This is a genomic window from Cryobacterium sp. MDB1-18-1, assembly GCF_004402735.1.
Taxonomy (GTDB): Bacteria; Actinomycetota; Actinomycetes; order Actinomycetales; family Microbacteriaceae; genus Cryobacterium; species Cryobacterium glucosi.
In genome coordinates this window covers 138,018-163,976 of the sequence record NZ_SOFR01000044.1, presented here as the reverse complement: position 1 = coordinate 163,976, position 25,959 = coordinate 138,018, and the positions used below count along the sequence as shown (strand labels likewise).

At 70.4% G+C, this 25,959-nt stretch carries 25 protein-coding genes; 19 read left to right on the top strand and 6 right to left on the bottom strand.

Annotated elements, in window-relative coordinates; all coding sequences use genetic code 11:
- The first annotated feature begins 39 nt into the window (after window positions 1-39).
- The 4 genes from E3O50_RS10345 (at window position 40) to E3O50_RS10330 (ending at window position 3,319) form a co-directional block, all read left to right on the top strand.
- Window positions 40-1,443 (top strand): ferredoxin reductase family protein, encoded by a 1,404-nt coding sequence (locus tag E3O50_RS10345; RefSeq protein WP_241975337.1) that lies wholly within the window; start codon window positions 40-42, stop codon window positions 1,441-1,443.
- Complete coding sequence (locus tag E3O50_RS10340; RefSeq protein ID WP_241975336.1) at window positions 1,440-2,012, top strand: FMN-binding protein; 573 nt, start codon at window positions 1,440-1,442, stop codon at window positions 2,010-2,012. Before E3O50_RS10345 ends, E3O50_RS10340 begins: the two co-directional genes overlap by 4 nt.
- A gap of 39 nt (window positions 2,013-2,051) precedes the next feature.
- Window positions 2,052-2,876, top strand: coding sequence for an FAD:protein FMN transferase (locus E3O50_RS10335; RefSeq protein WP_241975335.1), 825 nt, complete (start codon window positions 2,052-2,054; stop codon window positions 2,874-2,876).
- A gap of 164 nt (window positions 2,877-3,040) precedes the next feature.
- A complete protein-coding gene (locus tag E3O50_RS10330) occupies window positions 3,041-3,319 on the top strand; it encodes a hypothetical protein (RefSeq protein ID WP_134559029.1) in 279 nt (92 codons plus the stop codon).
- A 96-nt stretch (window positions 3,320-3,415) separates the two neighbouring features.
- On the opposite strand, the gene E3O50_RS10325 is transcribed toward E3O50_RS10330, so the two are convergent.
- A complete protein-coding gene (locus tag E3O50_RS10325; protein ID WP_134449956.1) occupies window positions 3,416-3,895 on the bottom strand; it encodes a MarR family transcriptional regulator in 480 nt (159 codons plus the stop codon).
- 133 nt (window positions 3,896-4,028) lie between these two features.
- Here E3O50_RS10325 and E3O50_RS10320 point away from each other — a divergent pair, with 133 nt between their 5' ends.
- Entirely contained in the window at window positions 4,029-4,670 is a 642-nt protein-coding gene (locus tag E3O50_RS10320; protein WP_134559027.1) for an NAD(P)-binding domain-containing protein, read from the top strand.
- An 89-nt stretch (window positions 4,671-4,759) separates the two neighbouring features.
- Window positions 4,760-5,362 carry a DUF6518 family protein gene (locus E3O50_RS10315; protein ID WP_134559025.1) on the top strand — a complete coding sequence of 201 codons (603 nt, stop codon included), beginning with the start codon at window positions 4,760-4,762 and terminating at the stop codon, window positions 5,360-5,362.
- Between the two features lie 2 nt (window positions 5,363-5,364).
- Here the strand turns inward: E3O50_RS10315 and E3O50_RS10310 are convergent, their stop codons facing one another.
- Together E3O50_RS10310 and E3O50_RS10305 are read right to left on the bottom strand one after the other, a co-directional pair.
- The gene (locus E3O50_RS10310) at window positions 5,365-5,766 is read right to left on the bottom strand and encodes a DUF3054 domain-containing protein (protein WP_134559024.1); all 402 of its coding nucleotides are present in this window, start codon (window positions 5,764-5,766) and stop codon (window positions 5,365-5,367) included.
- A 15-nt stretch (window positions 5,767-5,781) separates the two neighbouring features.
- Window positions 5,782-6,492, bottom strand: coding sequence for a VIT family protein (locus E3O50_RS10305; RefSeq protein ID WP_134449960.1), 711 nt, complete (start codon window positions 6,490-6,492; stop codon window positions 5,782-5,784).
- A gap of 173 nt (window positions 6,493-6,665) precedes the next feature.
- Between E3O50_RS10305 and E3O50_RS10300 the strand changes: the two genes are divergently transcribed.
- A complete protein-coding gene (locus tag E3O50_RS10300; RefSeq protein ID WP_134559022.1) occupies window positions 6,666-7,538 on the top strand; it encodes an EamA family transporter in 873 nt (290 codons plus the stop codon).
- 142 nt (window positions 7,539-7,680) lie between these two features.
- Here E3O50_RS10300 and E3O50_RS10295 read toward each other — a convergent pair whose 3' ends face one another.
- On the bottom strand, window positions 7,681-9,432 hold the full coding sequence (locus tag E3O50_RS10295; RefSeq protein WP_134559020.1) for a hypothetical protein: 1,752 nt from the start codon (window positions 9,430-9,432) through the stop codon (window positions 7,681-7,683).
- Window positions 9,433-9,920: 488 nt separating this feature from the next.
- On the opposite strand from E3O50_RS10295, the gene E3O50_RS10290 reads away from it, so the two are divergent.
- The 10 genes from E3O50_RS10290 (at window position 9,921) to E3O50_RS10245 (ending at window position 22,789) form a co-directional block, all read left to right on the top strand.
- The gene (locus tag E3O50_RS10290; RefSeq protein WP_134559018.1) at window positions 9,921-10,199 is read left to right on the top strand and encodes a hypothetical protein; all 279 of its coding nucleotides are present in this window, start codon (window positions 9,921-9,923) and stop codon (window positions 10,197-10,199) included.
- 410 nt (window positions 10,200-10,609) lie between these two features.
- Complete coding sequence (gene sucC / locus E3O50_RS10285; protein ID WP_134449962.1) at window positions 10,610-11,779, top strand: ADP-forming succinate--CoA ligase subunit beta; 1,170 nt, start codon at window positions 10,610-10,612, stop codon at window positions 11,777-11,779.
- 13 nt (window positions 11,780-11,792) lie between these two features.
- Window positions 11,793-12,680, top strand: a complete 888-nt coding sequence (gene sucD / locus E3O50_RS10280) for a succinate--CoA ligase subunit alpha (RefSeq protein WP_134449963.1) — start codon at window positions 11,793-11,795, stop codon at window positions 12,678-12,680.
- Window positions 12,681-12,800: 120 nt separating this feature from the next.
- Complete coding sequence (locus E3O50_RS10275; RefSeq protein WP_174774609.1) at window positions 12,801-14,171, top strand: DUF6350 family protein; 1,371 nt, start codon at window positions 12,801-12,803, stop codon at window positions 14,169-14,171.
- Between the two features lie 9 nt (window positions 14,172-14,180).
- On the top strand, window positions 14,181-14,774 hold the full coding sequence (gene purN / locus E3O50_RS10270) for a phosphoribosylglycinamide formyltransferase (protein ID WP_134559016.1): 594 nt from the start codon (window positions 14,181-14,183) through the stop codon (window positions 14,772-14,774).
- Window positions 14,771-16,447 (top strand): bifunctional phosphoribosylaminoimidazolecarboxamide formyltransferase/IMP cyclohydrolase, encoded by a 1,677-nt coding sequence (purH, locus tag E3O50_RS10265; RefSeq protein WP_134559014.1) that lies wholly within the window; start codon window positions 14,771-14,773, stop codon window positions 16,445-16,447. Before purN ends, purH begins: the two co-directional genes overlap by 4 nt.
- A gap of 82 nt (window positions 16,448-16,529) precedes the next feature.
- Complete coding sequence (locus E3O50_RS10260; protein ID WP_241975334.1) at window positions 16,530-17,729, top strand: mechanosensitive ion channel domain-containing protein; 1,200 nt, start codon at window positions 16,530-16,532, stop codon at window positions 17,727-17,729.
- 61 nt (window positions 17,730-17,790) lie between these two features.
- Window positions 17,791-18,579, top strand: coding sequence for a dimethylargininase (gene ddaH, locus E3O50_RS10255; RefSeq protein WP_134559010.1), 789 nt, complete (start codon window positions 17,791-17,793; stop codon window positions 18,577-18,579).
- A 638-nt stretch (window positions 18,580-19,217) separates the two neighbouring features.
- Entirely contained in the window at window positions 19,218-20,987 is a 1,770-nt protein-coding gene (locus tag E3O50_RS10250; protein ID WP_241975342.1) for an ABC transporter ATP-binding protein, read from the top strand.
- On the top strand, window positions 20,984-22,789 hold the full coding sequence (locus E3O50_RS10245) for an ABC transporter ATP-binding protein (RefSeq protein WP_134559008.1): 1,806 nt from the start codon (window positions 20,984-20,986) through the stop codon (window positions 22,787-22,789). The genes E3O50_RS10250 and E3O50_RS10245 overlap by 4 nt, the downstream gene beginning before the upstream one ends.
- A 105-nt stretch (window positions 22,790-22,894) precedes the next feature.
- On the opposite strand, the gene E3O50_RS10240 is transcribed toward E3O50_RS10245, so the two are convergent.
- Complete coding sequence (locus E3O50_RS10240) at window positions 22,895-23,389, bottom strand: PTS glucose transporter subunit IIA (protein ID WP_241975333.1); 495 nt, start codon at window positions 23,387-23,389, stop codon at window positions 22,895-22,897.
- Complete coding sequence (locus E3O50_RS10235) at window positions 23,386-23,619, bottom strand: PTS glucose/sucrose transporter subunit IIB (protein WP_134449968.1); 234 nt, start codon at window positions 23,617-23,619, stop codon at window positions 23,386-23,388. The genes E3O50_RS10240 and E3O50_RS10235 overlap by 4 nt, the downstream gene beginning before the upstream one ends.
- A gap of 262 nt (window positions 23,620-23,881) precedes the next feature.
- On the opposite strand from E3O50_RS10235, the gene E3O50_RS19825 reads away from it, so the two are divergent.
- Window positions 23,882-24,628 (top strand): GntR family transcriptional regulator, encoded by a 747-nt coding sequence (locus tag E3O50_RS19825; protein WP_134449969.1) that lies wholly within the window; start codon window positions 23,882-23,884, stop codon window positions 24,626-24,628.
- A 56-nt stretch (window positions 24,629-24,684) separates the two neighbouring features.
- Window positions 24,685-25,929 (top strand): PTS transporter subunit EIIC, encoded by a 1,245-nt coding sequence (locus E3O50_RS10225; protein WP_134559006.1) that lies wholly within the window; start codon window positions 24,685-24,687, stop codon window positions 25,927-25,929.
- Window positions 25,930-25,959 lie beyond the last annotated feature (30 nt).

Here is a 25,959-nt window from a genome sequence, read left to right as displayed (position 1 = left end):
CGATAGAGATTCATTGGATTCGCCGGGGATGCTCACCTTATGAGCCTCGACACGCGCGCACGCCCGCACCAAGCCAGGCCGCGCATCCACCCGAATTACCCGCGGCGGATGCGACTGGCCGACAGCCTGCAAATCCTCGCGGTGGTCTCGGTGGCGCTCGTCGTCGCGGTCTTCCTCGCCGACGGGGGAGCGGCCAGGATCAGCACACCCGCCGACGCCATCACGGCACTCGGAATCGTCACCGGGCTGGTCGGCACCGACCTCCTCCTCGTGATGATGCTGCTCGCCGCGCGGCTGCCCGCGATTGACAGGGCGTTCGGCCACGACAGCGCGATGGCGCTGCACCAGTCGCTCGGCAAGCCGGCGCTCTACCTGATCCTCGCCCACGCCGTGCTGCTCACCATCGGGTATGCGCTCGTGCAGCCCGCCGGGTTCTTCGACGAGGTCTGGATCATGTTCTCGTCGCTCCCGGACATGCCGCTGGCCTTCCTCGGGCTGGGCCTGCTCATCGCCGTCGTGGTCACCTCGCTCGTCATCGTGCGGCACAAGTTCCGCTACGAGGTGTGGCACCTCGTGCACCTGCTGTCCTACGTCGCCGTGCTCGTCGCGATTCCGCACCAGCTCAGCGTCGGCACCCTGTTCCGCGAGGGATCGCTGCAGCGCTACTACTGGCTCGCCCTGTATGCGGGCGTTGCCGGGTCCATCATCCTCTTCCGCTTCATCGTGCCGATCGTGCGATCGCTGAGGGCCCGCCTCACCGTGGTCGGAGTCGACCAGGAGGCCCGTGGGGTCGTCTCGATCCGCCTGTCCGGCCGGCAGCTGCGCAGCCTCAGGGCGAAGTCCGGCCAGTTCTTCATCTGGCGGTTCTGGACCCCCGGGTTGTGGTGGCAGGCGCACCCGTTCTCGCTCTCTGCCGCGCCCACCGGCTCGTCCCTCCGCATCACCGTCCGCGGGCTCGGCGACGCGTCTTCCACGCTCCCGCGCGTGCCCGTCGGCACCCGGGTGAGCTTCGAAGGCCCGTACGGGCTCTTCACCGACTTCGCCCGCACCTCGCCGCGGATCGTCCTGATCGCCGCGGGCATCGGAGTCGCCCCGATCCGCTCGCTTCTCGAGACCGCCACGTTCGCACCCGGGCAGGCGACCGTGCTCCTCCGGTCGAGCACCGTCGACGACACCTACCTCGTCGATGAACTCGCCGCCCTCTGCCGCGCCCGTGGCGCCGAACTGCGCATCATCGCCGGCAAGCGCGCCCCGGGAACCAGCAGCTGGCTCCCCGGCGACGCGGTCCAGGCCCGGATCACCCTCGCAACCCTCGTGCCCAAGCTCCGCGAGGCCGATGTCTACATCTGCGGGCCACGCAAGTGGACGGACGAGGTCGTGCGGGACGCCCGGTCGGCAGGCTTGCCGACCCGGCAGATCCACTTCGAAAGGTTCGACTGGTGAGGGCCCGCGCAGTCAGCCTGGCCACCCTGGCGTCCCTGTCCGTGCTCGCAGTCGGGTGGCAGGTCGGCGCCCAGGCGAACGCCTCGATGCAGGCGCTCTCGGCGCCGCAGGCCGCGCCCGCGACGATCCCGGCTCCGAGCGCCGGCCCGGCAACGCCGACGCCGGCCGCCTCAGCACCGGCAGTGTCCGGTCCGGCGACGACGTCTGCCGGTTCAACGACCACGGTGCCGACAGCGGCGGCGCCCGCTCCGGCCGCGCCTGCCCCGGCGGCGCCTGCCCCGGCGGCCCGACCGACGGGGACCTTCACGGGATCGTCCGTGCAGACCCGGTTCGGCCCCGTCCAGGTCTCCGTCACGATCGCCAACGGCACGATCACCGAGGTCACAGCCCTGCAGCTGACCAACGACGGCGGCCGCTCCGTCGCGATCAGCGCGCAGGCCGCCCCGATCCTCCGCTCCGAGGTGCTCTCCGCCCAGTCCGCGAAGGTCAGCAACGTCAGCGGAGCCACGTACACGACGAGGGGCTACCTCACCTCGCTGCAGGCTGCGCTCGACACGGCCGGGTTCTAGATCGTGCACCCGGCAGGGGGCGCCGCTAGCGTTGGCGTCATGGACGCGCAGACCTTCGAGACCATGGGCACCGTCGTGAGCCTCCGCATCGGCAGCACGGCACGCGGCGGCGCCACGCGTGACGGCGGCTTCGGTGACGGCGGGACCCGCGCCGTCACCGAGGCCGTCACCGAGGCCGCCGCCCCGGACGTGGCCCTCGCCGCCGTCCGCACGGTCTTCACCCGCTGGGACGAGCGTTTCAGCCTGTACCGGCCCGACTCGGAGATCAGCAGGATCGCGCGGGGGGACATTCGTCTCACCCAGGCGAGCGCCGAGCTACGGGACTGCTACGCGATCGCGCTCGACTGGCGCGACCGCACGGACGGCGTATTCACGCCGCACCGCGCCGACGGCGTGCTCGACCTTTCCGGGGTCGTGAAGAGCCTCGCGATCGCGGAGGCGGGGGAGGCCCTGCGGGGTCTCGGACTCTCGGAGTGGTCGGTCAATGCGGGCGGCGACCTGCTCGTGAGCGGCGACCAGTCACCGGGCCAGGACTGGGTCGCCGGAATCGTCGACCCGGCAAGCCGGCATGAACTCCTGGCCTCCGTGCCGCTCGTCGCCCCGGTGCGGGCCGTCGCGACCTCGGGAAGTGCCGAGCGCGGCGAGCACATCTGGACCAGCGCGGGCGGCGGACCCTCGCCGTACCGGCAAGTCAGCGTGATCGGTCTCGACATCGTGACCGTCGACGTGCTCGCCACCACGATCATCGCGGGCGGCGAGGCGGCACTGGGCCGCAGCATCGAGACCTTCCCGATCGAGGTCCTCGCGGTCCTGCGGGACGGTTCGCTCGTCGCCACAGCCGGGCTTCGCTCCGGCCAGAGCTGAGCCGCCGGAGGGTTCCCGAGGGTTCCGGACGGTTCCGCACCGATTTCCACCGGTTGTGCACAGGGACGACCCGGCCCTTGTCGGTGGCGGGGCGGGAGCGTACCGTTGCTCGCGCGGGGGCACCCAGCGGGGGACGTCCCTCTTCCGACGAGGAGGCAGCCACAATGAGAATTGACCCGGACGGGCTCTGGCCACGGCGAACGGACTCCGGCAGCGATGGTCTCGACGAAGACCGCGACATCGACGACGTCGAGCTCACCCTCGAGGAGGACCTGGTCCCGGAAAACGACCCGGACGATGATCTCGACTGGTCGATCGACGCTGACGACCGCGTCGTCGACCAGGACGACGAGGACGAGGACGACCGCGGTGTCGACGAGCACAGCATCATCGACATCGATGATGCCGAGGAGTTCGACGACGTCGACGACTACGAACGGTAGACCGGGACGCACCGGGGACCGCAGAGCCTGAACCCGCCGTCCAGCCATGCCCGGCTCGGGCATGGCTGGACGGCGGCGGGCTCGGCGCGTGCCGGCTCAGCTCGGGCGGAGCAGGCGGTGGTCCGGGTCGAGGGTGCCGAGCAGGCTGCCGCAGATCTCGGAGAGTTGGCTGACCTGACCGGGCGTCAGGGAATCGAAGACGACCGAGCGCACCTCCTCGACGTGGCCGGGCGCGCTCGCGACGACCTTGGCCCAGCCGGCCTCGGTCAGCTGTGCGATCGAGGTACGGCCGTCGCTCGGCGAGGCGCACCGGGTGAGCAGGCCCTGGACTTCGAGCCGGGCGATCACGTGCGACAGGCGGGACAACGATGAGTTCGTGCGTGCGGCGAGCTCGCTCAGGGCGAGGGAGCGCTCAAAGCTCTCCGAGATCATCGCGAGCACGTAGTACTCGAAGTGGCTCAGCCCGGCATCCCGTTTGAGCTGCGTTTCGAGTCGCCCCGGCAGGAGCATGGTCACGGCCATCAGGCGCAGCCAGGCCTCGCGTTCGTCATCTGTCAGCCAGCGCGGTTCCGTCATGCCGAGAATTCTACCGGTTAACTTGACGGTTCAACTAAAGAGTCGTAGTCTTTAGTTGTTGCTTCAAGTAATTGTGACGGGAATCCCGCCGGAGGCAGCATCCATCTGACACTCTTCCGGAGGAAAAACAACTATGACGAACATCACGATCATCGGCAGCGGCAACATGGCTCGCGGCATCGGCACCCGTGCCGTCGTCGCCGGAAGCGGCCTCCAGATCCTTGATCGCGACCCGGCCAAGGCTGTGTCCCTCGCCGCCGAGCTCGGCGCCCAGGTCACTTCGGGCACTCTCACCAGCCCGCTCACCGGTGACATCGTGGTGCTCGCGCTCCCGTTCGACGCAGCCAAGGAAATCGTCACCACCCTCGGTGCCGCCCTGTCCGGCAAGACCGTGATCGACATCACCAACCCCGTCGACTTCAGCACCTTCGACTCCCTCGTCGTCGCCCCCGGCACCTCCGCCGCCGAAGAACTCGCAGCGCTCGCCGCGCCCGGAGTGACCATCGTCAAGGCGTTCAACACGACCTTCGCCGGTGCCCTCGTCGCGGGCACCGCCGCGGGCCTCCCGCTCGACGTGTTCATCGCCTCCGACTCCGACGAGGCGAACGCGACCGTCTCCGCCTTCGTCACCGCCGCCGGCCAGCGTCCGATCGTCGTCGGCCCGCTGCGTCGTGCCCGCGAGCTCGAGGGTTTCCAGTTCCTCGTGATGACCCTGCAGGCCAACCCGGCCTTCGAGGACTTCAACTGGAACACCTCGCTCAAGGTGCTCGTCTAACCGATTGATCCGCGCCACAGCCAGCGCCCGCATCCGCGGAGCGCTGGCTGTGGCGTTTTTTTGGCGGGTCGGGGACCTAGGCTGGGCCCGTGACCTCCCGAGACCCGTTGCCGAGGCGCCGGGCTGTCTGGTATCTCGTGGCTGCCGCCGCGGGAGTCACCGCCGGGGCGCTCGCCCGGCTGCTGTTCGCGGTGCTTCCCGCGCCCTGGGACACCCTCGCGAACACGAGCGCGCTCTGGGGCCTCGTGCCGTTCCTCGTCACCGCCGGGTTCCGGGTGCACGGCAGGGCCGCGGCCGGAGTCGGGGCGGTCGGCCTGCTGACGATGGTCTCCGTGTGGGTGCTCCTGGCGCCGCAGCCGGCTCCGCCGCGCATCCTGCTGCTGTGGGGCGCCGTCGGCGTCGCCGCAGGGGCGTTGTGCGGATGGGCCGGCGCGCTGGCCAGCAGCCCCCTCGCGGGGCAGCGGATCGTTGCCGCGGCGATCATCGGAGGGCTCGTCCTCGGCGAGGGCCTGTACGGCATCGTGCTCATCGGCGGCCCGCAGTGGTGGTGCGAGGCCCTTGCCGGAGCCGGGTTCGCCGTCGCCTGGGGCGTGACACTGCCGGAACGGCTGCGCGCGCTCGGCGCCGCGGCGCTCGTCGCGGCCGCGCTGTTCGCGGCCTTCCTCGGCTACGACGCGATCGCGGCCGGCTGAGGCTACTGGACCTGCGTCGAGGCCCGACGACGTGCCTGGATCCGGCGCACGAGCACCGCGATGCCGCGCCAGCCGACCAGGAACAGACCGAGCACGATCGCCGTCACGACGATGAAGCTCGGCTGAACGCCCTGGCCGCTCACGACCCGGAGCAGCAAACCGCCCGCAACCGTCCAGAGCCAGACACCGAGCCCGGTGTAGACGATCCGCTGCGGGGCGTGCCAGGCGCGCATGATCAGCCAGCCGATCGTGAGGCCGCCGAGGAACGGCCACCAGGTCGTCAGCACGCCGAGCAGGTCCTCGCCGTGGCTCGCGCGGCCGATCGCCGCGAAGACGAGCACAAGGGCGGCGTCGATGCCCGCCGCGAGCAGAGCGGATGCTGGGAGCGTGCGTGGTGAGGACATGGCACCAGCCTACGGTCAGACCGAGGTGCCGATCAGGCCGCCGATCGCCCAGGTCACGCCGAGGGCGAGCAGGCCTCCGACGAGGACACGCGAGATCGCGCGGCCGCGGGGGCTGCCGCCGAGGTAGGCGCTCAGCCAGCCGGTGACCACGAGGGCGACCGCTACGGCCAGGAACGTGGCAGGCAGCCGCCACGCCGGCGGTGGCAGCAGCACAGCGAGAAGCGGCAGGATCGCACCGACGGTGAACGCGAGCGCGGATGCGAACGCCGCGTGCCACGGGTTCGAGAGTTCCTCGGTGCCGATGTGCAGTTCCACCTCGAGATGCGCGGCGAGGGCGTCGTGCGCGGTGAGCTCGTCGGCGACGCGTCGGGCCGTCTCCACGCTGAGCCCCTTGGCCCGGTACATCTCGGCGAGCTCGGCGAGTTCCTGCTCCGGCAGGTTGGCGAGCTCCCAGCGTTCCTTGGCGATCAGGGTGCGCTCGGTGTCGCGTTGGCTGCTCACCGAGACGTATTCGCCGAGGGCCATCGAGATCGCCCCGGCGAGGAGGCTCGCGACTCCGGCGATCAGGATCGCCGCGGAATCCGGCGTGGCCGCGGCGACGCCGACGACGAGTGCGGCGACGGAGACGATGCCGTCATTCGCGCCGAGCACACCGGCGCGCAGCCAGTTGAGCCGTTCGGCGTGGCCGGGGGCGTGCGGTTCGATGCCGTGGTCGAGTTCAGTCATGCCGGAAGTCAAGCAGCCCCGGGGCTTTCGCGCTACTCGCGGAGGCGCGGGTCCGCCCTGATCCTGTCGTCCCCCTGTCCGCCGTCCCGATCGTCCCCGCCCCGACCGTTCGTGGTGCGTCGATCCCGTACGTCGCATTGCCGCGCCGGGCCGTCGTGCTGGAGGATGGACTCGTGATCCTCGTGGTCGTGCTCACGCTTGCGTCCGCGCTGTCCTATGGCGTTTCGGACTTCTTCGGAACCCTCGGCGCACGGCGGTTCGGAGTGATGCCCGCGACAACCCTGACCTACCTGTGGGCGACGGTCGCGCTCGTCGCGGGCCTGCTGGTCGTGGGCGGGACCTGGTCGGAGGGCGCCGTGTTCTGGGGTGCGGTCTCGGGGGTGGCGGCCGTCGTCGGCTTCGTGTTGTTCTACCAGGCGCTCACCGTGGGTCCCGTGAGCGTGCTCTCCCCGGTGATCGGCCTCCTGGTCGCCGGTGTGCCGGTCGGCGTCGCGACCGTGGGCGGCACGCGGCTCTCGGGTGTGGCCTGGATCGCCGTCGGTCTCGCCCTCGCGAGCGCGGTGCTGGTGTCGACCTCGCGCCGCGACGGGAGCGTGCGGGTGTCCCGGCAGGCCTGGATCGTCGGCATCGGTTCCGGGATCGCGTTCGGCCTGTCCGTCGTCGCGCTCTCCTTCGCCCCCGGATCCGCAGGTCTGGTCCCGGCGTTCGTGGAGATCGCACTCGGTCTCCTGCTCCTCCTGGTGCTCGGGATGTGGCGCCGCAGGTCCGCCGGCCGGCGCCCGTTCTCACTGGGTCCGCTTCGGTCGGCCGGGCCGCGCTGGATCGCCGGGAGCATGGTCGCCGGCGTGTTGCTCGGCATCGGGGACGCCCTCCTGCTCATCGCCCTGTACTCCGGCAACCTCGCCGTGGTCGGCGTGCTGGTCGCCCTGTATCCGGTTGCGACGATCCTGTTGTCGATCGCGTTCCTCGGGGAACGCCTCACGCTGCCGCAGTCCATCGGCGTCGGCACCGCCCTCGCCTCCTCCGCCCTCTTCGCGCTCGGCTGATCCCCGCATCCGCCCGCCGGGCCGACGACGGCTCCGGCCGAACGCGCCAGTTGCGCCGCTTCGCGCCAGGCATGCCTGGCGGGCACCGGCGCAACGGGCGCGCACGAGGCGGAAGGCCGCGCGGGCGGATGCGCGGCACAGGCTAGCCGGGAGGGGCGGTGCCGGCGAGGTCGGCGAGGGCGTCGTGGTACTGCCGGGTGCGGTAGTACTCTCCGTGGGTGCCGACCGCGCCCGTGTACCCGCTCGTATCGATCTCATCGGCGAACCGGTCGATCGGGTTGCCCGGCGCCCGGTTCGACCAGGCCGGGAAACCGAGCGGATCGGTCGCCCGCCACAGGCTGATCCAGCGCCGCACCGGCAACGCGGCAGCGGGCGAGGCCGCTTCCGGCACGGGCGGCGTCGCCAGCGCGTCGGCCAGCCACGGGTCCGTGCTCCACAGCCGGGGGCGCAGGCAGGGCAGGGTGCCGAGCACGTCCGGCCCGAGGATCTCGGGAAAGAACCGCCCGAAGTGCGGCCGCACCTGCACGCCGAAGCTCAACAGCGTGACCCGGTCCCGCCGCGCCGACCAGTCCGGGTGCGCGGCGAGGGAGAAGAGGGCGGCGACCGCGACGACCGCGCCCATGCTGTGTGCTGCGAGCACGACCTCCCGCTGGCGCGGTGGTGTCCCTTCCTCCCTGCCGTCCAGCCACCAGAGCACCCGGCGGCAGACTTCGGGTACGGCCCGTTCGGTGTAGCAGGGAGCCCCGAGCGGATGCCCGGCGCGCGGCAGGAAACAGGCGAGGTCCCAGACGATCGCGAGCGGCCTCGTCGCCCGCCCGGGAGCCGGGGGAATGATGAGCCCGGCGAGGACGAGCACGGCGACGCCCGCCCATCCGGCCATCGACACGTCGAGCCACGCGAGCAGCCCGGGCGGTGCGGTGATGCCGCCGGTCGGGACAGACCCCGGTGCCGTTGCCGCGGCATCCGCCGGCAGTAGCCGGGGCACGACGGCGGTGAGGACCTCGGTCGCGAAGAGGGCGAGGAAGCCGGCCGAGGCGACGATCCCGGTGACCGGTTCGACGAGGTGCAGGCGAGCCGCGAGCGCGCGCTTGCGGTCGCGCACGGGGCGGAGCAGCGTCACGAGTTCGGCCTCGGATCCCGCCGGCATCGGGGTCTCGCCACCGGGGACGCCCGGGCCGTCGGGTCCACCGAAGCCGGGGTCTCCCGCGTGGCCGCCGTCCGCTCCCGCGGCGTCCGTTCCCGTGCCGTCGCCGGACCCGGGCGAGACGTCGTCCGGGCTCCACTCCGCGACGCGGGGGCCGACCCGGCGCGGCCGGATCAGGGCGCAGGCAACGGAGAGCGCCGCGACGGCGAGGAGCGCGAACGCGAGCCCGCCGAACCACGGGTACACGCCTGGCACGGTCAGGAGGGGCGTCGCCGGCGACCCTGCGGCATTCGTCGGCGCACCGAGGAGGGCGCTCGCACCGGCCCCGCCGTTCAGCCAGGTGCCGACCCCGACCGTGAGGAGGCTCGACAGGATGAGCCCGATGGCGAGCGCGAGGGTCAGGAACACGGCGGGCGCGAGGCCGTGCCACGCTTCGAACCGGAGCCGGCCGCGCGGGGCGGGGTAGCGGAACACGGCGCTCGCCACGACGCAGGCGAGCATGCCGCCGAGGAGTGCGAGCAGCGTGATCGAGGAGACCGGGGAGACGGAAGCAACCGCGGCTGCCGTGCCCTGGGCCGATCCGGGGGTCGCCGCCCCGTTGTCCCCAGGGGCGGGCGGGGCGAGCCCGAGGACGAGGAGCGCCGCGAGGTGTGTCACGATGCCGAGCAGCACGAGCGCGGTGTGCCACCGGGCGCCTGGAGTGCGCGCGATGGGCTCGACGGGAAGGGTGCGCGTGCAGACCGCGGTCACGAGGGCGGCCAGGAGCAGGGTCCCCCGCGACCAGGAAGACGACGCCCGCCGCCGTTCCGGACGCGCCCGCGCGCACCCCGTCGCCCCCGCCGGCCAGGGCGGCGCAGGAGAGCAGCGAGGTGAGGCTCAGCCCGGCCGCGAGGTGGGCGAGCGAGAGCCGGTGCGTTTCACCGCGCCGATTCCAGAGGTGCGGGGACTCCAGCAGCGGCCGGGGCGTTTCGGCCGGCGTGCCGGGTCGCCCGTCCGCCGGGCGGGCGCCCGGTCGTGCCGCCGTTGGCGGCCGGGCGGCGAGATAGCGGTCGGCGACGTCATACCGCAGCCGCGCGCCGTTCGAGAGCTGCCAGATCCCGAGGATCATCGCGATCGGCGCGAGCGAGAAGACGGCCATCCGCTGCCCGGTCGTCCACGCGGCGAGGCCGCCGAGCGCGCCGGGCAGCCCGGAGCAGACCAGCGCCCCGTCGACGTAGCATTGCCGGGCGAGCAGGTCGATGCCGAGGTTCGCGACCGTCGCGACGAGCAGGAGCGTCAGCAGCACGCCGAACAGGCGGATGACCCCGGCCCGGACGCTGAGGCCGCGCGGCACCGCCTGGGTCGGGAGCCTCCAGCACCAGGCGGCGGCGTTGGCGATCGAGAACGGGAGCAGCAGGGCCCAGCCGATCCGGGCGAGTGCGGCGATGACCGCCCAGACCGGCCCGGCCCCACCGGGGGTGCTGCGCACCAGTCCGCCCCAGGAGTATGCCTCGCGGCGGATCCGGCGAGGGACGTAGCCGCGCTGCTCCGCGGCATCGGCTGCCCGGCGATGACGCCGGAGGGAATCTGGAGTCGGCGTCCAGAAGCTGCCGAGCACATCGCCGGCGGCGAGCTCGACCTCGTCCGGCGGCAGGTCGAGCAGGGCGAACGGCGAGGTGTTGTTGATGCCGTGCACCCGCAGTTCGAGAACGTGCGGGGGAGCGGATGTCCTGAACGGTCCGGCCATGCGCGGTCCTTCCGGGCGGCGGGGGGTGTGGCTGGCATGGTACTGCCGTCCGGAAGGTTTGGCGAGGCAGGGGCATGTGGGACGCTAGAGTTTGAACTGGTCAGATTGTCTCGACGTCGAGCTACATTCGATGGCGGACGCTGTGCCGGCACACCCCTCGTACCCAGCAGGAACGCTAAGACGCGGATTGGACAAAGCAGCGTGGACCTTTACGAATATCAGGCAAGAGACCTGTTTGAGCAGTATGGAGTCCCGGTTCTGCCGGGCATCATCGCGGACACACCCGAGGAGGTGCGCGCCGCAGCGGAGAAGCTCGGCGGAGTCGTCGTCGTCAAGGCCCAGGTGAAGGTCGGCGGTCGCGGCAAGGCGGGTGGCGTCAAGGTCGCCAAGACCCCCGACGACGCCTTCGCGGCCGGCCAGGCGATCCTCGGACTCGACATCAAGGGCCACACCGTCAACCGGGTCATGGTCGCCGGCGGCGCGCGCATCAAGCAGGAGTTCTACTTCTCGGTGCTGCTCGACCGGTCCAACCGCTCGTACCTCTCGCTCGCGAGCTACGAGGGCGGCGTCGAAATCGAGGTTCTCGCCGTCGAGAAGCCCGAGGCGCTCGCCTATGTCGCGATCGACCCGAACCTCGGGATCGACCTCGAAACGGCCCGGCGCATCGCGGTCGAGGCGAAGTTCCCCGCCGAGCTCGTCGAGAAGGTCGCCCCGGTCTTCGTGCAGCTCTACAACGTTTTCAAGGGCGAGGACGCGACTCTCGTCGAGGTCAACCCGCTCGTCCTGACCGAAGAAGGCGACATCATCGCCCTCGACGGCAAGGTCACCCTCGATGAGAACGCCGGCTTCCGCCACCCGAAGCACGCCCTGCTCGAGGACGCGGCAGCCGCCGACCCGCTCGAGGCCAAGGCCAAGCTCAACGACCTCAACTACGTCAAGCTCGACGGTGTCGTCGGCGTGATCGGCAACGGCGCCGGTCTCGTGATGTCCACGCTCGACGTGGTCGCGTACGCGGGCGAGAACTTCGGCGGCGTCAAGCCGGCCAACTTCCTCGACATCGGCGGCGGAGCATCCGCTGAGGTCATGGCGGCCGGACTCGACGTCATCCTCGGCGACCCGCAGGTCAAGAGCGTCTTCGTCAACGTCTTCGGCGGCATCACCGCTTGCGACGCGGTCGCCCGCGGCATCGTCGGCGCGCTCGCCGAGCTCGGCAGCGCCGCGAACAAGCCCCTCGTCGTGCGCCTCGACGGCAACAACGTCGAGGAAGGCCGCCGCATCCTCACCGAGGCCAACCACCCGCTGGTCACCTTGGCCGCCACCATGGACGAGGGCGCCGCCAAGGCCGCCGAGCTCGCCTACGCCGCGAAGTAAGGGATTTTCGAACATGTCTATCTTCCTCAACAAGGACTCCAAGGTCATCGTCCAGGGCATCACCGGCGGTGAGGGCACCAAGCACACCGCCCTCATGCTCAAGGCAGGCACCCAGGTCGTCGGCGGCGTCAACGCCCGCAAGGCCGGCACCACCGTCGTGCACGGCGACGTCGAACTGCCCGTCTTCGGCTCGGTCGCCGAGGCGATCGAGAAGACCGGGGCGGATGTCTCGATCGCCTTCGTCCCGCCGGCCTTCACCAAGGACGCCGTCATCGAAGCCATCGACGCCGAGATCCCGCTGCTCGTCATCATCACAGAGGGCGTCCCGGTGCAGGACTCCGCCGAGTTCTGGGCATACGCCAAGGCCAAGGGCAACAAGACCCGCATCATCGGGCCGAACTGCCCCGGCATCATCACGCCGGGCGAAGCGCTCGTCGGCATCACGCCGGCGAACATCACCGGCAAGGGCCCGGTCGGCCTCGTCTCCAAGTCGGGCACCCTGACCTACCAGATGATGTACGAACTGCGCGACCTCGGCTTCTCGACCGCGATCGGCATCGGCGGCGACCCGATCATCGGCACCACGCACATCGACGCCCTCGAGGCCTTCGAGAACGACCCGGAGACCCTCGCGATCGTGATGATCGGCGAGATCGGCGGCGACGCGGAGGAGAAGGCGGCGGACTACATCCGGGCGCACGTCACCAAGCCCGTCGTCGGCTACGTCGCGGGCTTCACGGCGCCGGAGGGCAAGACCATGGGCCACGCAGGGGCGATCGTCTCCGACGGCGCAGGCACCGCCCAGGGCAAGAAGGAGGCCCTCGAGGCCGCAGGGGTCAAGGTCGGCAAGACGCCGAGCGAGACCGCGACCCTGCTGCGCGAGGTTCTCGCCGCACTGTAGCCCGGCATCCGCTCGCAGAGCCAGAAGAGGGGGCCCGCCACCACGGCGGGCCCCCTTTTTTTCGCGCGTCACGGCGGGGGCGCGCGGGCCGGTCAGGCGGGCGAGGTAGGCTCCCACCGGATGAACCGCTTAACGACAGCCCTGCTCGCCGCACTCGAGGCGCTCATTGTCGTAGCCATCGGAGTGGGCGTCTCCCTGGTGCCCTTGACCATCCTGTGGGCCACCCAGTACGGCCTCTCGGTCGACTGGCTCGTCTTCTGGCGCGCTTCGGTCACGGTCTGGCTGCTCGGCAACGGCGTCGACCTCGCCGTCCAGCTCGACCCCACCGTCGTCGCCGCGCTCGGCCTGCCCGGCGCGGAGGCCCCGTTCTCGCTCACGATCGCGCTCCTCGGCTTCGCCGTGCTCGCCCTGTTCCTCGGCAGGCACGCCGGCCGCCGCGCGGCGGACTCGCCGCACCGCTGGACCGGCGTCCTGACCGCGATCCCTGTCTATGGGCTGCTCGCGACCCTGCTCACCCTCACCGTCGGCACGGATGCCCTGCAGCCGTCGATCCCGCAGGGCGTGCTCCTGCCCACGGCCGTGTTCGCCGCCGGGGTGTTCATCGGCGCCCGCCACCGGACCGAGTCGCCAGAGCATCCGGTTGCCGGCCAGGCGCCTCACCTGCAGGGAGCTCCGGCTCACCCGGCTCCTGGTCGCCCGGCGACCGGCCGTCCGGCCTGGCTGCGTGCCCTTCCCGCGCTCCCGGCCCTTCCGCGGTTGCCCCGGCTGCCCGAGGTGCCCGCCGAATGGCGCTCGGTTCTGGCCGGAGCCCTCCGTGCCGGCTTCGGCGCCGCGACCGGAACGGTCGGCGTCGCGGCCCTCGCCGTCTTCGTGCTGATCCTCGGCAACTTCGCGACGATCATCGGCCTCTACGAGACCGTGCAGGCCGGGGTGATGGGCGGCATCACCCTGACGATCGCCCAGCTCGCGCTCATCCCCAACCTCGTGATCTGGGCGGCGGCCTGGTTCGTCGGGCCCGGCATCGCCGTCGGCATCGGGTCGAGCGTGTCCCCGGTCGGCACCGTCCTCGGCCCGGTACCCGGCCTGCCGCTGCTCGGCGTGCTCCCGCACGGCAGCCTCGCCTTCGGGTTCCTCGGGCTGCTCGTGCCCGTTCTGATCGGCTATCTCACGGCTTTCGCAACCCGGCAGCGCCAGCACCGTGCGGGCGAGCCCGGCGCCGATCGCGGCCGGCTGGCTCTTACCGGAGCACTGGCCGGTGTCGTCGCCGGCATTGTCCTCGGATTGCTGGCCTGGTGGTCCGGAGGGGCCCTCGGTCCAGGCCGGCTCGTGGACGTCGGGCCGAACCCCTTGCTGGTCGGCGCTTTCGCCGCGCTCGAGGTCGGCGTCGCCGCTGTTCTCGGAATGCTGACGCCCCCGATCCGGCGGCGCGGGGCCACCTCCGGCGCCACGGCCCCCGCCGCGGCCCCACCGGCGAGGACCGGCAAACGATAGGCTCGTCCAGTGCTGTCATTGGTCGTATTGATTTCCGGCGGGGGATCCAACCTCCGTTCCCTCCTGGAAGCGTGCCAGGACGCCGAGTACCCGGCGCGGGTCGTCGCGATCGGCGCCGACAGAGACGCGGACGGCCTCGACCTCGGTGAAGAGTTCGGCGTGTCCACCTTCACGGTTCCGTACAGCTCGTTCGAGTCGCGCGAGGAGTGGGGCGACGAACTACTCGCCGTGATCCGGCAATGGACGCCGGATCTCGTGGTGCTCAGCGGCTTCATGCGTCTCCTGCCCGCCAGGGTCGTCGCCGCACTGACCCCGAACCTGCTCAACACGCATCCGGCCTACCTGCCCGAATTTCCAGGAGCCCACGGGGTGCGCGACGCGCTCGCCGCCGGCGTCCCCGAGACCGGAGCCAGCCTCATCGTCGTCGACACCGGTGTCGACGACGGGCCCATCGTCGCGCAGGAGCGGGTGCCGGTGCTTCAGGACGACACCGAGGACTCCCTGCACGCCAGGATCAAGATCGTCGAACGGCGCCTGCTCGTGCAGGCCGTTCTCGACATCGCCAACGGAAACACGAACCTCAAGGAGCACTCCCAGATATGAGCGGGCACAGCAACGACCAGAGCCTTTACCGCGAACGCGATGTCGTCCCGGTGCGGCGGGCGCTCATCTCGGTGAGCGACAAGACCGGCCTGGTCGAGCTTGCGGCGGCCCTCGTGGCGACCGGCGTCGAAATCGTGTCGACGGGGTCGACCGCGGCGAGCATCCGTGCCGCGGGCTTCGCCGTGACCGATGTCGCCGCCGTCACGGGCTTCCCGGAGTCCCTCGACGGGCGGGTCAAGACCCTGCACCCCGGTGTGCACGCCGGCATCCTCGCCGACCTGCGGCTCGCCGCCCACGAGGCCCAGCTCACCGAGCTCGGCATCGCGCCCTTCGAACTCGTCGTGGTGAACCTCTACCCCTTCGTCGAGACCGTGAACTCCGGCGCACCCGCTGCCGAGGTCATCGAGCAGATCGACATCGGCGGCCCCGCACTCGTGCGCGCCGCGGCGAAGAACCACCCGAACGTCGCGATCGTGGTCGACCCGGAGAACTACGGCGAGATCGTCACCGCCGTCTCCGCAGGGGGAACGACGCTCGAGCTGCGCCGCAAGCTCGCCTCGCTCGCCTTCGAGCACACGGCCGGCTACGACCTGAGCGTCTCCGCGTGGTTCACCGAGAACGTCTACGACCAGTGGCAGGACGACACCGAGGCCCTCGATGAGGCCATCCTCGACGAGTTCGATGCCGTGATCGGCACCGCCTTCGACGACGAGGGCCCCTTCCCCGGCACCCTCGCGATCGAGGCCACCCGCGGCAGCGTGCTGCGCTACGGCGAGAACTCGCACCAGGCCGCCGCGCTCTACCTCGGCGAAGGCGGAGAGGGCATCGCCCAGGCGGTGCAGCGCCACGGCAAGGAGATGTCCTACAACAATTACGTCGACGCCGATGCCGCCGTGCGCGCGGCCTTCGACTTCGCCGAACCGGCCGTCGCCATCATCAAGCACGCCAACCCGTGCGGCATCGCCGTGGCCAACCCCAAGGCGCCGGATGCGATCGCCTCGGCCCACAAGCGGGCTCACGACTGCGACCCGGTCTCCGCATTCGGCGGGGTCATCGCGGCCAACCGCATCGTGACCCTCGGCATGGCCGAGACCGTCAGCCAGATCTTCACCGAGGTGCTCGTCGCACCCGGCTTCGAACCGGCCGCGTTCGAACTGCTCAGCCAGAAGAAGAACATCCGCCTGCTCGAGCTTCCGGAGAACTACCACCGTTCCTCGCTCGAGCTTCGCCAGATCTCCGGCGGGTTGCTCGTGCAGGAGACCGACTCGTTCGAAGACTTCGACTCCTCGACCTGGACCCTTGCCGCCGGCGAGGAGGTCGACGCGGCCACCCGCGCCGACCTCGAGTTCGCGTGGAAGGCGTGCCGGTCCGTGAAGTCGAACGCGATCCTGCTCGCCCGCTCCGGGGCATCCGTCGGCGTGGGCATGGGCCAGGTCAACCGGGTCGACTCGTGCCACCTCGCCGTGCTGCGCGCCGGGGACAGGGCCGCCGGCTCCGTCGCGGCCTCCGATGCGTTCTTCCCGTTCGCCGACGGCCTGCAGGTCCTCCTCGAGGCCGGGGTCACCGCGGTCGTACAGCCAGGAGGTTCGGTGCGCGACCCCGAGGTCATCGCCGCTGCCGTAGAGGCCGGCGTCGCGATGTACTTCACCGGAGAGCGCCACTTCTTCCACTGATCCGCGGAGGCTCCTGCCAGCGGGGTCTGGCACGATGGAAGGGTCCGGTTCGCTAGTCGGCGGTCCGGTCGAAGGGACACCCGTGCCGCTGCTCGACGGTTTCATCGAACCCACCTTTCTGATCGCGTTCGTCGTCGCGGTGATCAGCGCCTTTGTGATCACCGCGGTCGCCGCGCTCGTCTTCCGGATGGCCGCGCGCAAGCGGGCCTGGGCGCGCGCGTTCATCCGCCTGTGCCGGCGTCCCTTCCGGATTGTGATCCTGATCGGCGCCCTCTGGATCGTGACGTCCGTGTACCTGACGACGACGCCGGACCTGACCCTCGCGGTCGACTTCATCATGCGCGCCCTGTTCATCGCGGCGGCGACCTGGCTCGTCGCGGCGCTGATGTACTTCTTCGAGGAAGTCATCGCCGCGCGGTACCGCATCGACGTGCGGGACAACCGGGTGGCCAGGCGGGTCCGCACCCAGCTGCGGATGCTCCGCCGGATCAGCGTCGTCGTGGTCATCGTCTGCGCGATCGGCACGGTGCTGCTCAGCATCCCAGGGGCCGCTGCGGTCGGGGCGAGCCTCTTCGCCTCGGCGGGTCTCCTGAGCGTCGTCGCCGGCCTCGCCGCCCAGTCGAGCCTCGCCAACGTCTTCGCCGGCATGCAGCTCTCCTTCAGCAACGCCCTGCGCGTCGACGACGTCGTCATCGTCGAGAACGAGTGGGGCCGGATCGAGGAGATCACCCTCACCTACATCGTCGTGCACATCTGGGACGACCGCAGGATGGTGCTGCCCTCGACATATTTCACGACGACGCCGTTCCAGAACTGGACGCGCCGCACGAGCGAACTGCTCGGCTCCGTCGAGTTCGACGTCGACTGGAGGGTCAGCACCGGGGCCATGCGCGAGGAACTGAACCGGATCGTCGCCCAGACGGAGCTCTGGGACCGGCGCGTTGCCGTGCTGCAGGTGACGGATGCCGTCGGCGGCTTCGTCCGCATCCGTGTTCTGGTCTCGGCCGGGGACGCCGCGATGCTCTGGGACCTGCGCTGCATCGTGCGGGAGAACCTCGTCGGGTGGCTCGTCGCCGAGAACCCGGACGCACTCCCGCTCGGCCGCGTCGAGGTTCGGCAGCCGGCCCGCCGCCCCACGACGTCGGCCACGAGCGCCGCGAGGGAACAACGCCCCGTCACCGAGGCACCCGGCCTGTTCTCCGGAGACTCCGAAGCCGTGCACCGCGGCGAGGAATTCACCCGCTCGATGCCGATCCAGGAGATCAGCGACCAGAAGCTCTGACCGGCGGGGCACCTGCGCGCGGCCGGCGAAGCCGCACCCGGCGAGCCCATACACTGTCGGGATGGACATCCCCGCATTCGAACCCGCCGCTCGCCGGATCGCCCTGGTCCGTCGCCCCGCCGACAACCTCGCCGAGGGCCAGCTCACGCACATCGAGCGCGTCCCCGTCGACCTCGGGCTCGCCCGCACCCAGTGGGCCGGCTACGTCGCAGCGCTCGCCGCGGAGGGCTGGGACGTGATCGAGGTCGAACCGGCCCCGCTGCTCCCTGACTCGGTCTTCATCGAGGATGCCGTCATCTCCTTCGGCGACATCGCCGTGCTGACCAGCCCGGGGGCCCCGAGCCGCCGGGACGAGACCGCGGGGGCGGAGGCCGCCGTCCGCGGCCTCGGCATCCCGGTGCACCGCCTCGCGCTGCCCGGCACCCTCGACGGCGGCGACGTACTCAAGATCGGCCGGACCGTGTACGTCGGCCGCAGCCTGCGCACGAACGACGCCGGCATCGACCAGCTCCGCGACATCCTGGTCCCGCGCGGTTACACCGTCGTCGCGGTCCCGATCAGCAAGGTGCTGCATCTCAAGTCCGCCGTCACCGCCATGCCCGACGCGACCGTGATCGGCTATCCGCCCCTCGTCGACGACTCGACGGTGTTCGAACCCTTCCTGCCCGTCCCGGAGGAGTGCGGCACCGCTGTCGTTGTGCTGGCCCCGGACGCGGTGCTGATGTCGAGCGCGGCCCCGCGCTCGGCCGCCCTGTTCGCCGCCCGCGGTTACCGCGTCGTCACCGTCGACATCTCCGAATTCGAGAAGCTCGAGGGCTGCGTCACCTGCCTGAGCGTACGCATCCGCTGACCGGGAGTCCGCGGACCTGACTCTCAAAGAGGTGCTTGCGCCGACGCACGGTGGGGTCGTACTCTGGAAGGCTGCCTGACACGGGGAGCACAACGAGGATTCGACGCGCTCAGGAGGCCGACATGACACAGACAGCACAGCCACAGCTCGCTGGGAATGCGATCACCGGCGCTGGCTCTGCCGTGGGCGTCCACGACAACGCGGCCTAGCCACTCCATCCGCATCGCGCGTCGGCTCCCTCCTCCAGCACCCCGCCCGTAACCCGCAGCCCGCGACCGGCGTCCCGTCGTCGCGACCGTATGGAAGCGCCCAGCTTCCCGCCCGCCGTCGAACGCGACTCCGACGCGACTTTTTCGACTCCTCGACGCCCAGCGCACCCCGCTGGCGTCCATCGGCACCATGTATCCGAACAGGCTCTACTCGTGACCCAGATCACACCAACCACTCCCATCGAAACCACACCACCCACTCCCATGGACACGACTCCGAACCCACCGACCGCCTCGACGCCACCCAGCACACCTGCTGCCACACCGGCGGCGGCCCCTGAGCAGCCCGGGAAGCGCGCGAGCACGCTGCGCACCCTGCTGCGCCTCTTCCCCTACGTGCGACCCGCGTTGCCCCGGCTCGTGCTGGGCATGATCGCCGCGCTCCTGGCCGCGGTCGTCGCCCTCGCGATCCCGCAAGTGCTGCAGGGCCTCGTCGACGGCGCCCTGTCCCGTCAGGACCCCGCCGGAATCTGGCCCGCCGTGCTGGTCGTCCTCGGCCTCGGCGTGCTCGAGGCCATCCTGATCGCCCTCCGCCGCTGGTTCGTGCTGGTCCCGGGCACCCACGTGGAGGCGAGCATGCGGAACGCGCTCTACGCGCGCCTGCAGGACCTGCCGGTTTCCTTCCACGATCGCTGGCCGAGCGGACAGCTCCTGTCCCGCGCGGTGAGCGACCTGAACCTGATCCGGCGCTGGATCTCCTTCGGCCTGGTCCTCCTGGTCGTCAATATCGTCACGATCGTGATCGGCGCCGCCGTGCTGGTCTCGATGAACTGGATCCTCGGCGTCGTTTTCATCGCCTGCTCGATTCCGCTCTGGATCGTCGGGTACCTGTTCGAGGAGAAGTACTCCGTCGTGGCCCGGCGCAGCCAGGACCAGGCCGGCGACCTCGCGACGGCCGTCGAGGAGTCCGTGCACGGCATCCGCGTGCTCAAGGCGTTCGGGCGCGGCGGTTTCGCGCTCAAGAACTTCTCGCAGCAGGCGGAAGACCTTCGTGGCACCGAGATCGAGAAGGCGCGCGCGATCGCCGGCATCTGGCTCTGGCTCCTGATGGTGCCCGATGTCGCGTTCGCGCTCTGCCTCGTGGTCGGAGTCTGGCTCGCCGCGCAGGGTGACCTCAGCGTCGGTGGCCTCGTCGCATTCTTCGCGACGGCGACCGTGCTGCGCTGGCCGGTCGAATCGATCGGGTTCCTGCTGTCGATGACGTTCGACGCCCGCACGGCGACCGACCGGTACTTCGACGTGCTCGACGCCCCGAACAGCATCACGGACCCCGACAGGCCCGTCACGCTCGCCGAGCCGCGCGGCCGACTCGCCTTCGAGGACGTGCACTTCCGCTACCCCGACTCGCCGGCGCGCTTCCCCGACCTGCTCGACGGCGTCAACCTCGTGCTGCAGCCGGGGGAGACCATGGCCCTCGTCGGGCTGACCGGCTCGGGCAAGTCCACCCTCACCGCACTCACCACCCGCCTCTACGACGTCACCCAGGGCGCGGTCACGCTCGACGGTGTCGACGTGCGCTCGCTCGGCCGCGAAGACCTACGCGGCCACCTCGCGATGGCGTTCGAGGACGCGACGCTGTTCTCGGCATCCGTGCGCGACAACGTGCTGCTCGGCAGGCCGGAGTTCGCCGAGCGGTCGGCGGCAGCGGATGCCGCGCTCGAGGAGGCCCTGCAGGTCGCGCAGGCCGGCTTCGTGCGTGACCTGCCCGACGGCGTCGACACCCTCGTCGGCGAGGAGGGCATGAGCCTCTCCGGCGGCCAGCGCCAACGGATCGCGCTCGCCCGCGCGGTCGCGGCGAAGCCGGCGGTGCTCGTGCTCGACGACCCGCTTTCCGCGCTCGACGTCGACACCGAGTCCCTCGTCGAGGCCGCCCTCCGCGAGGTGCTCGCCTCGACGACGGCGCTCATCGTCGCGCACCGGCCGTCGACGGTCACCCTCGCCGACCGGGTCGCCCTGCTCGAGGACGGCCGGATCACCGCGGTCGGCCGGCACTCCGAGCTCCTGCGCACCAACGAGCACTACCGGTTCGTCATCTCGAGCCTTGAAGACGAAGAACGGCGCGACGCCACCAGGCAGGTCGCCAGGGACGAATCGGCCGCACGGACAGAACAGACCGAGCGAGAGGAGGCCGCACGATGAGCGTCACCGGAGTCGAAGGCGAAGAACGCAACAATTTCACCGCGTCCGAAAGCAAGCAGATCCGGGCGCGCTCGCTGCGCCTGCTCGGTTCCCTGCTCCGCCCGGTGCGCTGGCGGGTCACCGCGGCGATGCTCGTCGTGGTGCTCTCGACCGCGGCCCAGGTCGCCGGTCCCGCCCTCATCGCGTTCGGGATCGACAAGGGACTGCCTGCCCTCCTCGCCCAGGACTGGCTCCCGCTCGCGGCGACCGGCGGGGTCTACCTCCTCACCGGCGTGATCGGGGCGATCCTCATCGCCTGGTACACGATGATGTCGGCCAGGATCAGCCAGGCAGTGCTGATCGACCTCCGCAAGCGGGTGTTCCTGCAGACCCAGCGGCTCAGCCTCGAGTTCCACGAGTCGTACACCTCCGGGCGGATCATCTCCCGGCAGACCAGCGACCTCGACGCGATCCGGGAACTGCTCGACTCGGGTATCAACCAGCTCGTGCAGGGCGTGTTGTACATGGCCTTCACGGCGATCGCGCTCGTGAGCCTCGACGGCGTCAGCGGGCTGGTGCTGCTCGGGTCCCTGGTGCCGCTGTTCGCGCTCACCCGCTGGTTCCAGGTGCGGTCGCAGACCTTGTTCCGGCGGTCGAGGACCGCATCGGCGAGCCTGATCGTGAAGTTCGTCGAGACGATGACGGGCATCCGCGCCGTCAAGGCGTTCCGGGCGGAGAGACGCAACGAGGAGGTCTTCGGCGAGCTCGTCGAGGACTACCGAAAGGTGAACGGCCGGGTGATCCAGCTGTTCGGCATCTTCGACCCCGGCCTCATCCTGATCGGCAACGTCGCGGTCGCCGTCGTGCTCCTGCTCGGCGGATTCCGCGTCGTCGACGGGCAGCTCGCGATCGGTGCGCTCCTCGCGGCGCTGCTCTACACCCGGCGGTTCTTCGATCCGATGGAGGAGATGGCGATGTTCTACAACTCGTACCAGTCCGCCGCGGCGGCGCTCGAGAAGATCTCCGGCGTGCTCGAGGAACTCCCCGGTGTGCCGGACCCGGTTGCCCCCGTCGACCTGTGGGAGGCGCGCGGCGCCGTCACCTTCACCGGGGTGCGCTTCGAGTACCAGTCCGACCGGGTGATTCTGCCGACCTTCGACCTTGCGATTCCCGCCGGGCAGACGATCGCCCTCGTCGGCTCGACCGGGGCAGGCAAGTCGACGCTCGCGAAGCTGATGGCGCGGTTCTACGACCCCACCGACGGCCAGGTGCTGCTCGACGGGGTGGACCTGCGACGGCTGCACCCCAAGGACCTCCGTCGCGCCATCGTGATGGTCACCCAGGAGGCGTACCTGTTCAGCGGTTCGGTCGCCGACAACATCGCGATCGGCAAACCGGACGCCTCTCCCGCCGAAATCGTGGCGGCGGCGCGTGCCGTCGGCGCGCACGAGTTCATCGAGAACCTTCCCGGCGGATACGACACCGACGTGAACAAACGCGGTGGCCGGGTGTCCGCCGGGCAGCGCCAGCTGATCTCGTTCGCGAGGGCCTTCCTCGCCGACCCGGCGGTGCTGATCCTCGACGAGGCGACGTCCTCGCTCGATATCCCGAGCGAGCGGCTCGTGCAGCAGGCGCTGCAGACCCTGCTCGCCGACCGCACGGCCGTCATCATCGCGCACCGGCTGTCCACGGTCGCGATCGCAGACCGGGTGCTCGTGATGGAGCACGGGATCATCGTCGAGGACGGCGCGCCCGACGACCTGATCGACGGCACCGGACGGTTCGCCCAGCTGCACGCGGCCTGGCGGGAATCACTCGTGTAGCGGCATCCGCACGCGTTCACAGCGGATGCCGGTCCGCGAGAGTACGAAAATGGCCCCTTCGCTGCGCGCGAAGGGGCCATTTCTCCGCTCTCGCGGAACAGCCCGTCAGGAGGTGACGGTGAGGAAGAGGTCGCCGGCGGCAAGGTCGGCGCCCGCAGTGACGGCATCGGCGAGGGCGATGTTCTCGTGTGTGCGCTCGAGGATGATGACCGGCACGATGGGATTACGTCCGCCAGCCTCAACGGCCGCGGAGTCCCAGGTCACGATCACGTCGCCGGCTGCGACCTGATCGCCCTGCTTCGCCCGCAGGGTGAAGCCCTCGCCGCGGAGCTCGACGGTGTCGATGCCGAGGTGGACGAGGACGCCGATCCCGTCGGGGGAGAGGATCACAAAGGCGTGCGGGAAGACCTTGAGCAGCTTGCCGCTGATCGGCGCGATCGCGTCGACCATGCCCCGCGGAGGGTCGATCGCGGCGCCGGGACCCACGATCGCCTGGGCGAACGTGGGATCGGGGACCTCGGCGAGACCGACGGCGCGACCGGGGACGGGCGCGAGGACGACGACGGGCGTCACGAGGACGACGGGAGCCCCACGGCTCACAGGAGGTCTTCGATGTCTTCGGCGAGGTTGTCGGCCTCTGGTCCGACGACGACCTGGACGATGGTGCCGGACCGGAAGACGCCGTGGGCGCCGGCCGCCTTGAGCGCAGGCTCGTTCACGAGGGCGGGGTCCTTCACCTCGGTGCGCAGTCGGGTGATGCACGCCTCGATCTCGACGAGGTTGCCTGATCCGCCGAGGCCGGCGAGGATTTGCTCCGCTTTGGTGCTCATGGTGTTTCCTCCAGTGATGGTGGGCCGGGAACCGGCTGCAGCGGCTTGGATACGCGCGAAGCGTTCCGGCCGTGAGCCAAGTCTGCGCCCTGTCTGATTCGGTTTCGGGTGTTCTCGGAGAACCCGAGCGGCTGGGGGTCTTGACAAGCAGGGTGCCGCGGCTTCATCATCGAACTATTGGATCGTACCAGTACGGACCACAAAGCGAAAGTGGTCCTATGCTGGTATCTACACACCCCAACCTTTCGGAGGACGCAGCGAGATGACCGACATCGATGAGGCCCCGGTTCTGGAATCAGGACCGGTCTCCAAGCACGCCCAGCTGCGCTCGATCCTGGAGGAGCTGGTCGAGACCAGCCTCGCTCCCCACGCCGCGATCCCGCCGGAGCGGAAGCTCATGACGCGGTACGGAGTCAGTCGCTCGACCGTGCGCGAAGCGATCCGCCAGCTCGTCGAGGAGGGCGTGCTCTACCGGGTGCAGGGCAAGGGCACCTTCGTGGCCGGCGAACGCGTGCAGAGCGACCTGCACCTCGCGTCCTTCACGGAGGACATGCGCCGGCGCGGCCTCGTCCCCGCGACGATCGTGCGTTCGTCCCGGTTGGTCGAAGCGCCCCTCGCGGTACGGGCCGCCCTCGGACTCGGCGCGGGCGCCCAGGTACTGGAGATCGAAAGACTCCGGCTCGCCGACGGGGTGCCGATGGCACTCGAACGCGGCTACTACCCCGCAGAGCTGCTCCCCGACCTCGGCGCCAAAGACCTGACCCGGTCCCTGTACGCGACGTTCGCGACCGAATACGGCCTCCGGATCGACAACGCGGAACAGGCCGTCTGGGCGGAGGGCGCCGACGCCCTGCTCGCCGCCACCCTCGGCATCGCCGCCAACGCCCCCGTGATGGTCTTCCGTCGGACGTCGTCCGCCGGGTCCGCCTTCCTCGAACATGTCACCTCGTGGTACCGCGGCGACCGCTACCAGATCCACATGACGCTCAACCTGCAGCACCAGCCCTGACCCACAGACCACCCACGCAACATCCATACCGACAACGCACCACCAGGAGGAAATCAATGTCCAGCATCACCGTAGACGCCGGGACGAAACGGCCGTTCCCCGGCCTCGCGCAACTTCAACGAGTCGGTCGCAGCCTCATGCTGCCGATCGCCGCACTGCCCGCTGCCGGCCTTTTGCTCCGCCTCGGCCAGCCCGACCTGCTCGGGCGCATCCCGGGCTTCGAAACCGGGGCGGCCGTGATCGCCTCGGCGGGCGGTGCCCTCTTCGACGCGCTGCCGCTGCTCTTCGCGGTCGGCGTCGCGATCGGCTTCGCGAAGAAGTCCGACGGATCGACAGCCCTTGCCGCCGTCGTCGGCTACCTCGTCTTCTCCAAGGTCGGCGAGGCGATGTCGCCTCTGGTCCTCGGACTGCCCGCAGCGGGCGGGAAACAGGTGCTGGTCAATTACAGCGTGCTCGGCGGCATCCTGATCGGCATCACCTCCGCCCTGCTCTGGCAGCGCTTCCACCGGATCTCCCTACCGAGCTACCTGGCCTTCTTCGGCGGCCGCCGGTTCGTTCCGATCGTCACCGCAGGCACGGCACTCGTTCTCGGCGTCCTGCTGGCCTTCGTCTACCCCGCCTTCGCGACCGGTCTCTCCGGCTTCGGCGAGTTCGTCTCCTCCAACAACATCTGGGGCGGCTTCCTCTACGGCACGACCAACCGGCTGCTCATCCCCGTCGGCCTGCACCACATCCTCAACTCGGTGATGTGGTTCGTGATCGGCGACTTCAACGGCGCGCACGGTGACATCGCCCGGTTCTTCGCCGGCGACCCGACCGCCGGCTCCTTCATGACCGGATTCTTCCCGATCATGATGTTCGCGCTGCCGGCCGGAGCCCTCGCCATCTGGCAGGAGGCCAAGCCGTCCCAGAAGAAGATCGTCGGCGGCATCATGCTCTCCGGTGCGCTCACCGCCATGCTCACCGGCGTCACGGAGCCCCTCGAGTTCTCCTTCATGTTCGTCGCGTTCCCGCTCTACCTCATCCACGCGGTGCTGACCGGTTCCTCGCTCGCCCTCGTGAACGCCCTCGGGATCAGGGACGGGTTCACCTTCAGCGCGGGCACGTTCGACTACGTGCTCAACTTCGGCCTGGCCGAGAAGCCGCTGCTGCTCATCCCGATCGGGCTCGCGTACGCCGGTATCTACTACTTCCTGTTCCGCTTCGTGATCCGCAAGTGGAACCTGAAGACCCCCGGTCGCGGCGAGGACGAGGTTCCCGACGCGACAGTGCCCGACTCCGCGTCGTCCACGACGGTCTGATCCCACCAACGCCGGGGTCGCGGGCGAGCC